The sequence below is a fragment of the Allobosea sp. GW822-FHT05A11 genome, from assembly GCF_058800455.1.
This window is the reverse complement of sequence record NZ_JBXAMI010000005.1, coordinates 202,900-215,381: the sequence shown is the minus strand read 5'-3', so window position 1 is coordinate 215,381 and position 12,482 is coordinate 202,900. Positions and strand designations below refer to the sequence as shown.

Genomic DNA, 12,482 nt, shown 5'->3' with positions numbered 1-12,482 from the left:
GGACAACTAACCACAAAAAACAAATCGGAGGGAAACATGAAGCTCACACGCAGATCTTTCGTCGCGTCTGGTGCTGCCGCAGCAACCACCTTCGCGATCACTCGCCCGGCTCAGGCTGCGACCTTCAAACTGGCCACCAACATGCCAGCCGGTCATCCGATGATCACCCGGATCGAGGAAGCCGCCCGAAACATCAAGGCCGACACCAACGGCGAGATCGACATCCGGACCTTCCCGAACAGCCAGCTTGGCGGCGATCTCGAGGTGCTGTCTCAGTTGCGGCAAGGAGCGATCCAGTTCTACCCGCTGGCCGGCGCGCAGCTCTCGAACCTCGCCCCCGCCTCCTCGCTCAATGGCGTCGGCTTCGCCTTCAACAGTCTCGACGACGTCTGGAAGGCGATGGACGGCGATGTCGGCGGATTGGTGCGCCAGGGCCTCGAGAAGACGGGCCTGCATGCCTTCGACAAGATGTTCGATAATGGTTTCCGCCAGATCACCAGCGGCTCGAAACCGATCGAGAAGCCGTCTGACCTTGCCGGCGTCCATATCCGCGTCCCGCCGAGCCCGCTGTCGACCTCGCTGTTCAAGACCTTTGGGGCCGCGCCGCAATCGATCAGCTTCGGCGAGGTCTATACTGCGCTCCAGACCAAGCTGGTGGACGCCCAGGAAAACCCGCTGCCGCTCGTCGACAGCGGCAAGTTCTACGAGGTTCAGAAATATGTGAGCCTGACCAACCACATGTGGGACGGGCTCTGGATGCTGGCCAATGGCCCGTTCTGGAAGCGCCAGCCGCAGCCGATCAAGGACGTGATCACCAAGCACTTCACCGCGGCCGCCGTCGCGGAGCGCGCCGACCTGGTCAAGCTCGACGAAAGCCTGCGCGCGAAGCTCAGCGGTGCAGGAATGCAGATCATCGAGCCCAATCGCCAGGCCTTCCGCGAGGCGCTGGCCGCGTCGACCTTCTACAAGGACTGGAAGGAAAAGTTCGGCGCCGAGGCCTGGAGCACGCTCGAGCGCTACACCGGCAAGCTGGGTTGAGACGATGGCTGCGACAGATCTGAAAGCGGCCGGCGCCGCCAGCCCCGTCACTGGACACACGAGCTCCAGCCTGCTCGACAGGTTGGAATCGGGCCTCGGCCGGCTTGTCGATATCGTCGCAGCCGCTCTCCTTCTCATCGATATCGCCCTGCTCGGCTGGGCGGTCACGGCGCGCTATCTCCTCAACGTTCCCGTCACCTGGATCGAGGAGGTGGCGATGCTTGTCTTCCTCTGGTTCGGCATGCTCGGCGTCGCCAGTGCGCTCCGGCGCAAGATCCACCTGCGCCTCACCTTCGTGCTGTCGAAGCTCCAGCCCGAGCGGCGGGCCGGGGTGGAGCGCATTGCGCATGTCGTGCTCCTGGTCTTCCTCCTCAAGCTCGTCGTCCCGACGATCCAGCTCGTCGAGCTGAACCACATCGTCACGACCCCGAACCTCTCGATTCCCGGCTCGGTCCCGGTCCTGGCGAGCCTTGTCGCCATCGTCCTGATGGCCGTGTTCCTGCTGATCCAGATGTGGCGTGCTTCGTCGACCCGGACCGTCCTCGCACAGGTTTTGATCGCAGCGTTGATCGCGATCGGGCTCGAATTGACCCCGCCGCTGCTGGCCGATCTCGGCAACCTCAACCTACTGCTGTTCTTCGGCGTCGGGGTGATGGCCCTGATCATAATCGGCGTGCCGATCGCCTTCGCCTTCGGCGCGGCGACCGTGGGCTATTTCACGCTGACCAGCGATCTCCCGCTGACCGTGATCGTCGGCCGCATCAACGAAGGCATGTCGCATTTCATCCTGCTGACGATCCCGCTCTTCATCTTCCTGGGCATCCAGATCCAGTACACCGGCATGGCGCGCGCCATGATCAATTTCGTGGTGGCGCTGATCGGCTCGGCACGCGGCGGGCTGAGCTACGTCATGCTGTGCGCGATGTATCTCGTGTCAGGCATCTCCGGCGCGAAAGCGGCCGACATGGCGGCGATCGGCCCGATCCTCGCCCCCGCCATGAAGGATCGCGGCGTCAAGGAAGGCGACATCGCCGCGCTGCTGGCGGTATCCGCCGCGGCGGCGGAAACCATTCCGCCAAGCCTCGTTCTGATCATCATGGGCTCGGTCACCGGCATATCGATCGCAGCCCTCTTTATCGGCGGCCTCGTCCCCGCAGTGGTCTGCATGCTGGCCTTGTCCGTCGCAGTCTGGTTGCGCTCCCGAAACGAGCGCCGCGGCACCGACAAGCGCGACATGAAACTGATCGTGAAGACCTTCGTCATCGCCATCCCCGCGCTCGCGCTGCCGCTGATCATCCGGGCGGCGGTGCTCGAAGGCGTCGCGACGGCGACCGAGGTCGCGGTCATCGGCATCGTCTATTGCGCGATCGTCGGCAGCATCATGATGCGGAGCTTCTCGCTAGTGCGGATGAGCGAGATTCTGGTCGAGACCGTCGCGCTGACGGGCACAATCATGATCATCATCGCGCTCGCCGGGGCAATGTCGTGGGCGCTGACGCAATCCGGCTTCGCCGACACGCTGGTCTCGCTGATGACGGGCCTGCCCGGTGGCAAGTTCACCTTCCTGGCGGTTTCGATCGTGGCCTTTATCATCTTCGGGAGCATTCTCGAGGGAATCCCGGCGATCGTCCTGTTCGGGCCGCTGCTGGTGCCCGTGGCGCAGTCGCTCGGGGTCCACCCGGTCCAGTACGCGATGGTAGTCCTGCTCTCCATGGGGCTGGGGCTGTTCTCGCCGCCCTTCGGCTACGGCTATTACACCGCCTGCGCTATTGCGAAGGTCTCCCCCGATGACGCGATGTGGAACATGGTGCCCTATCTCGCAGCTCTGTTTGCTGCCATCGTCTTGATCGCCGCTTTCCCCTGGTTAAGCATCGGTTTTCTTTGAGCCAGTAAGGGCAGGATATCTGTTGGCCTTTTAGCGGCTCAAGCCGTACTGCCGTCACAGCTCCGTGACGCCCCAGGCGCGCGTACCGGAACGCTCCACAAGCGGGCAGCTACGCGCGGCGCGCGGGCGCGCCCGACCCCTCTCTGGCGCAGCCTACCGCTAGGCTGCCGCCTGTGACGGCGCCTCACAGCTCACGCCGTGTGCCCTATAGGGGAGCGCGAGCGGGTAACCACCCTCGCTTCGCGGGTCGTCCGCGATCGAGTTTTCCGCCGAGCCGCGCTTCGCGCTTACGATGAACGCTGTGTGATAACCGGCTCAAACTGATCAACGGCGGCGGCCGCGCCGAGGTCGCGGCAGCTCACATCCGCCCTGTCGAGGCCGCGGGGCTGGACATCGTCAACAACGGCATCGCCTTGTCAGGGACCGCCCATTGGATGTTCGATCGCGGATTGGCGCCGACGCCTACTTGTAACCGCAGTGTAACCACGGGCTTTTCGGAGCCCTTCGGAAACGGCCTCGAATCCCTCAGGCTCAAAAAGCAAAAAGCGCCGGAAGATCCGACGCTTGCATGCTTCTCAAGTCCTGAGATTGTCTGGAGCGGGCGAAGGGATTCGAACCCTCGACCCCAACCTTGGCAAGGTTGTGCTCTACCCCTGAGCTACACCCGCATCCGAGACAGTCGCGCCGTGTTGGCGGCGCGGCCGGGTTATTGCCCCAAAGCGCCGCGAAGCGCAAGCACCCGGCGAAAGTTTTTTTGCCGCCTTCCCCGAAATCCGGGATTATCCCATCCCGCCTTGCTGCCGGCGCCCTGCAAGGCTAGGCATCCATGGCCCGTGCCAGCCGCTCCGGCAAGCATGACGTTTTGATCCCGAACCCCGCCGATCGCCCAGCCATGACCGCGCCCGTCACGCCCGACCAGCTCTGCGCCTATCTCACCGAGAAAGGCATTGCCTTCCACCGCACGGACCACCCGGCCGTGTTCACCGTCGCCGAGACCGCGCCGCATCGCGACGCGATGACCGGTCATCACACCAAGAACCTGTTCCTCAAGGACAAGAAGGGGCGGATCTTCCTCGTCTCGGCCGAAGCGCATGCGCGCATCGATCTCAAGCGCCTGCACGAGCGGATCGGCGCCAGCGGGCGGCTCTCCTTCGGCTCGGCCGAGCTCCTGATGGAGAAGCTCGGCGTCACGCCGGGCTCCGTCACCGCCTTCGCCGTGATCAATGATCGCGCGGGCGAGGTGACCATGGTGCTGGACGCCGTTCTGACGACCGGCGAGGACGTCAATTTCCATCCGCTAATCAACACGGCGACGCTGCGGGTCGGCCGCGACGATCTGCTGGCCTTCTTCCGAAGCACGGGCCACGAGCCGCTGATCGTCGATTTGCCCGTCCCGCCTGATGGACAGAACGGCTGAAGCACCCCATCTATGGGGCGACCGCGCGGGCGGCCACATCGGCACGCCTGCGCCTCTACGAAACATCACGAAGGACGACCCATGCTGGTCAATGGCGAGGCGGCCGGGCAACCCGGCCTGATCAAGGACACCACGACCCAGGGCTTCCGCGAGGACGTCATCGCCGAATCGATGAACCAGCCGGTTCTGATCGATTTCTGGGCGCCCTGGTGCGGGCCTTGCAAGCAGCTCACGCCCGTCATCGAGAAGGTGGTCAAGGCCGCCGGCGGCAAGGTCAAGCTCGTCAAGATGAATATCGACGAGCATCCGCAGATCCCCGGCCAGCTCGGCATCCAGTCGATTCCCGCCGTCATCGCCTTCAAGCAGGGCCAGCCCATCGACGGCTTCATGGGCGCCCAGCCCGAGAGCCAGATCAAGGTCTTCATCGAGCGTCTTGTGGGCCCGATGGGTCCGGGCGAGACGGCCGAGCTGATCGAGGCCGCCGTGGCCGCCATCGCGGCCGGTGACCCCGCCGGTGCGAGCGAGCTCTATGCCGGCGTGCTCGAGATCGAGCCCGACAATCTCGCCGCCATCGCAGGGCTGGCGCGGCTGCATCTCGACAGCGGCGATATCGAGGGCGCCAAGGGCATCCTCGGCACGGCGCCGCAGGACAAGGCCGCCGATCCGGCGATCACGGCCGTGCGCGCCGCGATCGAGCTTGCCGAGCAGGCCGCCTCGCTCGGCGACACCGCCGAGCTCGAAGCCAAGGTTGCGGCCAACCCGAAGGATCATCAGGCGCGCTTCGATCTCGCGCTGGCGCTCAATGCCCGTGACAAGCGGGAGGAGGCGGTCGACCATCTCGTCGCCATCATCAAGGCCGACAGGAAGTGGAACGATGACGGCGCGCGCAAGCAGCTCCTTCAGTTCTTCGAGGCCTGGGGCCCGATGGACGAGGCGAGCGTCACCGGGCGCCGCAAGCTTTCGACCCTGCTGTTCTCCTGACCGGCGATAAGGACAAGGCGCGCATGGGCATGAACGCCGTCTACGAGGGAGCCAAGGATTGCCCGACGGCGATCCCGCTTTTTCCCCTGGGTGGCGCCTTGCTCCTGCCGCGCGGCCAGATGCCGCTCAACATCTTCGAACCGCGCTATCTCGCCATGATCGACGATGCGCTGAAGGGCGAGCGCGTCATCGGCATCATCCAGCCCGAGCCGGAAACCGGGCGGCAGCCCGAGATCCCGCCGCTGCTGAAGGTCGGCTGCCTCGGCCGCATCACTCAGTTCTCCGAGACCGGCGACGGCCGCTACATCATCGCCCTGACCGGCATCAGCCGCTTCCGGCTGCTCGACGAATTGTCGGTCACCACGCCCTATCGCCAGGGCCGCGTCGGCTATGACGCCTTCGCCGCCGATTTCCTCGCCCGAGCGGGCGAGGAGGAGGTGGACCGCAAGGGCCTGCTCAAGGCGCTCCGCGACTTCGCCAAGGCCAACGACCTCAAGATCGACTGGAAGGGCGTCAACGAGGCGCCCAACGAGGCCCTGGTCAACGCGCTCTCGATGATGTGCCCGTTCGGACCGCGCGAGAAGCAGGCCTTGCTGGAGGCGCAGACGCTGAAGGACCGCGCCGAGGTGCTGGTCGCGATCACCGAGATCGAGCTCGCCCGCGGCGGCGGCGATCCGGACACGACCCTGCAGTGACACCGGCGACGCCGCCTGCCGAAGCACCGCCCACCGTCTGGCCGTCGCGCCGCGCGGTCACCGCCTGGCTGTTCTTCGACTGGTCGGCCCAGCCCTTCTTCACGCTGATCACCACGTTCGTCTTCGCGCCCTTCTTCGCCTCGGCGCTGGCGAAGGACGCCGCCGACGGGCAGGCGCTCTGGGGCTATGCGACGGGCTTCGCCGGGCTGTGCATCGCCCTGCTCTCGCCCCTGCTCGGCGGCATCGCGGACCGGACCGGGCCGCGCAAGCCCTGGATCGCCGCCTTCGGCGCGCTCCTGGTCATCGGCGCGGGAATGCTCTGGTTCGCCGTGCCGGGGTCACCGACCGCGGTGCCGATCGCGCTCGCCGGCTTCGTCATCGCGACTGTTGGAGCCGAATTCGCCACCACCTTCAACAATGCGATGATGACGCGGCTGGTGCCCCCGGAGCGCCTCGGCTGGCTCTCCGGCACCGGCTGGGCGATCGGCTATCTCGGCGGCCTTCTGTCGCTTGCGATCACGCTCGGGCTGCTCGCCGCCGATCCGCAGACCGGCAAGACGCTCATCGGCATCGCGCCGATCCTCGGGCTCGATGCCGCCGCCCGCGAGGGCGATCGCTTCTCCGGCCCGCTGACCGCTCTCTGGTTCGTCGTCTTCGTCACGCCGATGTTCCTGCTGACCCCGGATTCCAGCAAGACGGGCCTGAGCCTCTCAGAGGCCGCCAAGGGCGGCGTCGGCCGGCTCAGGGATACGCTCGCCGAGTTGCCGAAACTGCCTTCGCTCGGCCGTTTCCTCCTCGCCAACATGATCTACCAGGACGCGCTGGTCGCGCTCTTCGCCTTCGGCGGCATCTATGCGGCCGGCGTCTTCGGCTGGCAGACCATAGAGCTCGGCATCTTCGGCATCCTGCTCACCGTCACCGGCACGCTCGGAGCCTGGCTCGGCGGCAAGCTCGACGATCGCATCGGCGGCAAGCCGGTCGTGCTTGGTTCGATCGCCTGCCTGCTCTTCGCCTGTATTGGCATCCTCTCGTTGAGTTCCGACCATATTCTGTTCGTGATCCCCGCTGCGCCGCCGGTGGCCGGCGACGGCCTGTTCGCCTCGCTGCCCGAGCAGGTCTATCTCGGCCTCGGCCTGCTGATCGGCCTCGTCGCCGGGCCGATGCAGGCAGCCTCCCGCAGCCTGATGGCGCGGCTCGCGCCCGAGGGACGGATCGGCGAGTTCTTCGGGCTCTTCGCCCTGTCGGGGAAGGTCACGTCCTTCATGGGTCCGACGCTGGTCGCGCTGGCGACGACGATCTTCGCCAGTCAGCGGGCAGGCTTGGCCGTGCTGATCGTGTTCTTCGTAGGCGGGGCGTGGCTGCTGGCGGGCGTGAAGGTTCGCCGGTCGTAGAGTGTCATCCCGCACGCGCTGCGGCACGTCAGTGCTGCTGCGCAGATGCGGGACCGCGCGACGAGAAGGCGCCCCTCAAAGCAAAGGGCGCCCCCTGCATGAGAAGGCGCCCTTACCGGAAAACGGTCCCGTGTCTGCGCAGCAGCACTGCGTGCCGCAGCGCGCACGGGATGACACCCTTCAAAAGGTGCCCTTCAAGTAACGGCCGTCACCGAACCAGGATGTTCCGGAACTGCCAGGGATCGCTGGTGTCGATATCCTCCGGGAACAGCCCCGGGCGGCCGTCGAGCGGTGTCCAGTCGGTGTAGTACCCCTTCACCGGCCCGAGATAGGGCCGCTGGATCTCGAGGCAGCGATTGAAATCGAGCTCCTCGACCTCGACGATCCCCGCGCGCGGGTTCTCCAGCGCCCAGACCATGCCGGCGAGCACGGAAGAGGTCACCTGCAGACCGGTCGCGGTCTGGTAGGGCGCGAGCGAGCGCGCCTCCTCGGTCGAGAGCTGCGAGCCGAACCAGTAAGCGCCCTTCTCGTGGCCGTAGAGCAGCACGCCGAGTTCGTCGATGCCGTCGACGACCTCCTTCTCCTCGAGGATATGGTGCTCCTCCTGCGGGCGGCCGGCATTGCCGAACATCTCGTGCAGCGAGAGCACGGCATCGTTCGCCGGGTGATAGGCGTAGTGGCAGGTCGGCCGGAAGACGGCCTTGCCGGCCTCGTCGCGCACGGTGAAATAGTCCGCGATCGAGATCGACTCGTTATGCGTCACGAGGAAGCCGTACTGCGCGCCCGGCGTCGGGCACCAGCTCCGAACCTTGGTCTCGGCGCCGGCCTGCATCAGGTAGATCGCCGCCTGCGAGCCGGTCTCGTGGCCATGAGCGTTCGCCGGCATCCATTTCTCATGCGTGCCCCAGCCGAGTTCGGCCGGCTGCACGGCTTCCGCGATGAAGCCTTCGACCGACCAGGTGTTGACGAAGACGCCCGGCGGCTTGGGGTTCTTCGAACGCTGCGTGTCGCGCTCGGCGATATGGATGCCCTTGACGCCGACGCGCTGCATCAGCGCCGCCCATTCCTCGCGGGTGTTCGGCTGCGTCGCATTGAGACGCATATCGGCGGCGAGGTTGGTCAGCGCCCGCTTGACCAGCGAGGAGACCATGCCGGGATTGGCGCCGCAGCAGGAGACGGCCGTCGGCGTGCCGGCCGGGCGTGCCCGCTTGGCAGCGAGCGTCATCTCGCGCAGCGCATAGTTCGAGCGCTCGGCCGGGCCCTTGCTCTCGTCGAAATAGAAGCCGAGCCAGGGCTCGTTGACCGTGTCGATATAAAGCGCGCCGAGACTGGAGCAGAACTCCATGATGTCGCGCGAGCCGGTGTCGCAGGAGAGATTGACGCAGAAGCCCTGCCCGCCGCCGGCGGTCAGCAGCGGCTCCAGCATGGTCTTGTAGTTCTCGATGGTGACGGCTTCCTGGATGAAGCGGATGCCGCGCTCGTCGAGCAGGTGGCGATTGGAATCATCGGGAGCAATGACGACGAAGCGGCTCTTGTCGAACTTGAAGTGCCGTTCGAGCAGCGGCAGCGTACCGCGGCCGATCGAGCCGAAACCGATCATCACGATCGGGCCGGTGATCTCGCCGTAGACGGGCCAATTCGTCATTCTCTGTAACTCCTGGGTTCTGGGGGTAAAAAAGCTCAAAAGGGTCGTATGGGCGCAAAATCGCGCCGTCAATCGCCGGGGACGCCTCCCATGCGGGTGAAACGCATGGAAAGCGCCGGGCGATGACGGCGCGATGACGATGGGTCGGAAGGGTCAGGCGGCCCGCGCCACCTCGTTCGCTTCGAAGGCTGCGGGGATGGCAACGCCGCTCGCAACCAGCACACCGCTTGCCCCATCGAGTGCGCCCTCGCGCAGTTCGATCGCCAGGAAGCGCTCGCGCTCGACCGGGCCGGGCATGGCAAGCTCACGTGTCAGCGCCGGGTCGAAGCCGAAGCGGGCGTAATAGGGCGCGTCGCCGACGAGGATGACGGCGCCATGCCCACGGCAGGCCGCGCGCCAGAGCGCCTCGCGCATCATCGCCTTGCCGAGCCCTTCGCCCTGCAGCTCCGGCTTCACCGCGAGCGGGCCGAGCAGCAGCGCCGGCACGCCATTGGCTTCCACGTGCCAAAGGCGGACCGTCGCGAGCAGTTCGCCGTCATGCTCGGCCGTCAGGGCCAGGCCCTGCGCCGGCAAACGGCCCTCGCGCAGGCGTTCGCTCGACTTGGCGGTGCGGCGCTCGCCCAAGCAACGGTCGAGCAGCGCCTCGCGGGCGGGAATGTCGTTGGCGACCTCGTCGCGGATCGTGATCATGACGCACCTCCGGCCGGAGCGCCCATCCTCATGGACCTACCCGGCGCCACGCTTGCGCGCAGCCACAATGGAACGATGTGGGGAAGAGGGGTCCGGCGGGAGCCACGCCCGCACCTCCGTTCTGGAGATACGAACGCTCCACCCGACTTAGCGTCGGACAGCCTGCCTTGCGGCAGGGCGCTTCGCCGGACCCGATTGGATCAGGAGGGAACTCGCGTTCCCTCCGACGTCAGATGACGTACTGCTTCAGCGGCGGGAAGCCGTTGAAGGCGACGGCCGAATAGGTCGTCGTATAGGCGCCCGTGCCCTCGATCAGCACCTTGTCGCCGATCTCCAGCGAGAAGGGCAGCATGTACGGGGTCCTCTCGTACATGACGTCGACCGAGTCGCAGGTCGGGCCGGCGAGCACGCACGGGACGGTCGCATCACCATCGCGCACGGTGCGGATGGGGTAGCGGATCGCCTCGTCCATGGTCTCGGCGAGACCGTTGAACTTGCCGATATCGAGATAAACCCAGCGGACTTCATCCGACTCGGCCTTCTTCGAGATCAGCACGACCTCGGCCTCGATCAGGCCGGCTTCGCCGACCATGCCGCGGCCCGGCTCGATGATCGTCTCGGGCAGCTGGTTGCCGAAATGCTTCGACAGCGCCCGGAAGATCGCGTCGCCATAGGACGGCACGCCCGGAATCGGCTTCAGGTAGCGCGCCGGGAAACCGCCGCCGAGATTGACCATCGACAGGCCAATGCCGCGGGTGGCGCATTCCTTGAAGATTGCCGAGGCCGAGGCCAGGGCGGAATCCCAGGCGTTCACGTTCGCCTGCTGCGAGCCGACATGGAACGAGATGCCATAGGCCAGGAGGCCCATGCGATGGCCGTGCTCGAGCACGTCCGCGGCCATTTCGGGCACGCAGCCGAACTTGCGCGAGAGCGGCCAGTCGGCGCCGGCACCGTCGCAGAGGATGCGGCAGAAGATGCGCGCGTCCTTGGTGCCGGTCTTCTCGGCGGAACGGGCGACCTTCTCGACCTCGGCCGTGCAGTCGACGGCGAACAGGCGCACGCCGAGCTCCATGGCGCGCACGACGTCGCGCTCCTTCTTGATCGTGTTGCCGAAGGAGATGCGGTCAGCCGTGGCGCCGGCGGCGAGCGCGAGCTCGATCTCGACGACCGAGGCGCAGTCGAAGCAGGAGCCGAGGCGGGCCAGCAGCGCGAGCACTTCCGGCGCCGGGTTGGCCTTCACCGCGTAGAAGACGCGGGTGTCGGGCAGCGCACGGGCGAAGGCATGATAGTTCTCGCGCACGACATCGGTGTCGATGACGACGCAGGGCCCGTCCTCACGGCGGGTACGCAGGAATTCACGGATGCGGTCGGTCATGAGACGCGACTCCCCTACGACGCAAGCGGCGTCGATGCGATGTATCGCCGGAGTGAATCGTCGCTGTCGCGCGGCGCTGTGGAGACGCCTGCTACAACGGACGAGCCGTCCGGACCCGAAACACCGTTCGATTGGGGAAGACCCCGCACGGCCGGCAATGAAGGACAAGCCTCTTCGGTGCCGGCCTGTGGAAAGCCGGCGAGACCAAAAAAGCCCGCTCCGTCGTTGCTTTAAGCTGCGTCCCCCGTGGAGATTCGGGGTTCGCCGGTTTTGCCTCCGGCTGCCGGTCTGTGTCGGGGAACAATCTCCTTGCGGAGACTGGGAGGCGTGATTTGAGGGATGTCCATCCCCTCCATCCGTCCTCCAACCCCTGGCGGCTGTCCGGCCTCTTGTCCGGATGCCCACCGACCAGCACGCGGCCACAGGCACGTGCGAATTGGGTGAACGCGATATACGGACGCTTGCCCCGGACCACAAGTGTTTTGTGGGCCCGGAGCCGCATTTTTTTGCAAGGCCGATCCGCGTCCATTCGGGGACGGGTTAACCGGAAAAAGCCCTTCGCCGGCTATGAGTTAGTCGCGCTTCTCGCAGAAGCGGATTCTGTTGCCGAACGGGTCGGGCACTTCGAGCGTCCGGCCACCCGGTCCCTCCTCCTGGATGCCGGGTTTGGAGTAGGTGTAGCGCTTCCCGATCAGCTCGGCGCGATAGGCATCGACGCCCTCCATCCAGACGAAGACGGTCGAGCCCGGGCTGGCATCGCCATGATGTTCGGAGAGATGGAGCTGCAGGCCGGAGCGCGACACCTGCATATAGAGCGGCATGTTCGGCCCGAAGCGGTGGTCCCAGTCCATCGCGAAGCCGAGGAAGCCGAGATAGAACTCCTTCGCCTTGGCCTCGTCGAAGATCCGGAGGATCGGAATCCCCATCTGGAGGCGAACCGCCTCCGCCGGCTTCTCTGGCGGTGCTGCGGGCGCGCCCTCGCCGATCTTCGCCGCGAGCACGTTCCAATCGTCATAGCCGAACTGGCGCGCCACGATCTCGAGGGTCTCGGCGTGGGAAAGCGGCACCTGCCGGGCGGCCATGGTGTCGCGCAGGCTCCTGGCCATCAGCTTCGCATCGCGAAAGCTACGCATCGTCGTGATCCTTCTCGCTGCGGACGGTCGTGATCGGGGCTCGCCTTGCCGATATCCGTCCACGAGTCGATCGGGATCAGGATGGGCCTCATCTGGATGCGTTCACCTAGCCCTTTCGGGGCGCGAGCGGCTGGCCGCATCCGGCCGGCCGCAAAGGTTGCGGGATGTTCATCTCCTGTCAATGGCGGATGCCCTAGACCGGCCCCATTTGATGGCCTTAAGTCTCGGCTGC

Annotated in this window: 10 protein-coding genes, 1 tRNA gene and 1 pseudogene; 7 read left to right on the top strand and 5 right to left on the bottom strand. The window is 66.1% G+C overall.

The window, feature by feature from the left end:
* Positions 1-36 precede the first annotated feature (36 nt).
* The 3 genes and pseudogenes from AC1RLU_RS18010 to AC1RLU_RS18000 all read left to right on the top strand — a co-directional run.
* Complete coding sequence (locus AC1RLU_RS18010; RefSeq protein WP_492797224.1) at positions 37-1,038, top strand: TRAP transporter substrate-binding protein; 1,002 nt, start codon at positions 37-39, stop codon at positions 1,036-1,038.
* Positions 1,039-1,042: 4 nt separating this feature from the next.
* On the top strand, positions 1,043-2,923 hold the full coding sequence (locus tag AC1RLU_RS18005; RefSeq protein ID WP_492797222.1) for a TRAP transporter large permease: 1,881 nt from the start codon (positions 1,043-1,045) through the stop codon (positions 2,921-2,923).
* A gap of 213 nt (positions 2,924-3,136) precedes the next feature.
* Positions 3,137-3,375: pseudogene (locus AC1RLU_RS18000) on the top strand (HNH endonuclease); the annotation flags it as partial.
* Positions 3,376-3,516: 141 nt separating this feature from the next.
* Here the strand turns inward: AC1RLU_RS18000 and AC1RLU_RS17995 are convergent.
* Positions 3,517-3,591, bottom strand: a tRNA-Gly gene (locus AC1RLU_RS17995).
* A 158-nt stretch (positions 3,592-3,749) separates the two neighbouring features.
* On the opposite strand from AC1RLU_RS17995, the gene AC1RLU_RS17990 reads away from it, so the two are divergent.
* The 4 genes from AC1RLU_RS17990 to AC1RLU_RS17975 all read left to right on the top strand — a co-directional run bounded on the left by AC1RLU_RS17990 (position 3,750) and on the right by AC1RLU_RS17975 (position 7,407).
* A complete protein-coding gene (locus AC1RLU_RS17990) occupies positions 3,750-4,340 on the top strand; it encodes a prolyl-tRNA synthetase associated domain-containing protein (RefSeq protein WP_492797220.1) in 591 nt (196 codons plus the stop codon).
* Positions 4,341-4,421: 81 nt separating this feature from the next.
* Entirely contained in the window at positions 4,422-5,321 is a 900-nt protein-coding gene (gene trxA / locus AC1RLU_RS17985; RefSeq protein ID WP_492797219.1) for a thioredoxin, read from the top strand.
* A 23-nt stretch (positions 5,322-5,344) separates the two neighbouring features.
* Entirely contained in the window at positions 5,345-6,016 is a 672-nt protein-coding gene (locus AC1RLU_RS17980) for an LON peptidase substrate-binding domain-containing protein (RefSeq protein WP_492797218.1), read from the top strand.
* The gene (locus AC1RLU_RS17975) at positions 6,013-7,407 is read left to right on the top strand and encodes an MFS transporter (RefSeq protein WP_492797216.1); all 1,395 of its coding nucleotides are present in this window, start codon (positions 6,013-6,015) and stop codon (positions 7,405-7,407) included. The genes AC1RLU_RS17980 and AC1RLU_RS17975 overlap by 4 nt, the downstream gene beginning before the upstream one ends.
* Positions 7,408-7,615: 208 nt before the next feature.
* Here AC1RLU_RS17975 and AC1RLU_RS17970 read toward each other — a convergent pair whose 3' ends face one another.
* The 4 genes from AC1RLU_RS17970 to AC1RLU_RS17955 form a co-directional block, all read right to left on the bottom strand.
* Complete coding sequence (locus tag AC1RLU_RS17970; protein WP_454654635.1) at positions 7,616-9,052, bottom strand: homospermidine synthase; 1,437 nt, start codon at positions 9,050-9,052, stop codon at positions 7,616-7,618.
* Positions 9,053-9,205: 153 nt separating this feature from the next.
* Entirely contained in the window at positions 9,206-9,742 is a 537-nt protein-coding gene (locus AC1RLU_RS17965) for a GNAT family N-acetyltransferase (RefSeq protein ID WP_492797214.1), read from the bottom strand.
* Between the two features lie 229 nt (positions 9,743-9,971).
* Positions 9,972-11,117, bottom strand: a complete 1,146-nt coding sequence (locus tag AC1RLU_RS17960; protein WP_492797212.1) for a type III PLP-dependent enzyme — start codon at positions 11,115-11,117, stop codon at positions 9,972-9,974.
* A 572-nt stretch (positions 11,118-11,689) separates the two neighbouring features.
* Positions 11,690-12,250 (bottom strand): glyoxalase superfamily protein, encoded by a 561-nt coding sequence (locus tag AC1RLU_RS17955; protein WP_492797210.1) that lies wholly within the window; start codon positions 12,248-12,250, stop codon positions 11,690-11,692.
* Between the last annotated feature and the right edge of the window lie 232 nt (positions 12,251-12,482).

Excerpts from the sequence above, each read along its gene's own strand:
- AC1RLU_RS18010 (WP_492797224.1), top strand. The coding sequence starts at position 37 with ATGAAGCTCACACGCAGATCTTTCGTCGCGTCTGGTGCTGCCGCAGCA.
- AC1RLU_RS18005 (WP_492797222.1), top strand. The coding sequence starts at position 1,043 with ATGGCTGCGACAGATCTGAAAGCGGCCGGCGCCGCCAGCCCCGTCACT.
- AC1RLU_RS17990 (WP_492797220.1), top strand. The coding sequence starts at position 3,750 with ATGGCCCGTGCCAGCCGCTCCGGCAAGCATGACGTTTTGATCCCGAAC.
- trxA (WP_492797219.1), top strand. The coding sequence starts at position 4,422 with ATGCTGGTCAATGGCGAGGCGGCCGGGCAACCCGGCCTGATCAAGGAC.
- AC1RLU_RS17980 (WP_492797218.1), top strand. The coding sequence starts at position 5,345 with ATGGGCATGAACGCCGTCTACGAGGGAGCCAAGGATTGCCCGACGGCG.
- AC1RLU_RS17970 (WP_454654635.1), bottom strand. The coding sequence starts at position 9,052 with ATGACGAATTGGCCCGTCTACGGCGAGATCACCGGCCCGATCGTGATG.
- AC1RLU_RS17965 (WP_492797214.1), bottom strand. The coding sequence starts at position 9,742 with ATGATCACGATCCGCGACGAGGTCGCCAACGACATTCCCGCCCGCGAG.
- AC1RLU_RS17960 (WP_492797212.1), bottom strand. The coding sequence starts at position 11,117 with ATGACCGACCGCATCCGTGAATTCCTGCGTACCCGCCGTGAGGACGGG.
- AC1RLU_RS17955 (WP_492797210.1), bottom strand. The coding sequence starts at position 12,250 with ATGCGTAGCTTTCGCGATGCGAAGCTGATGGCCAGGAGCCTGCGCGAC.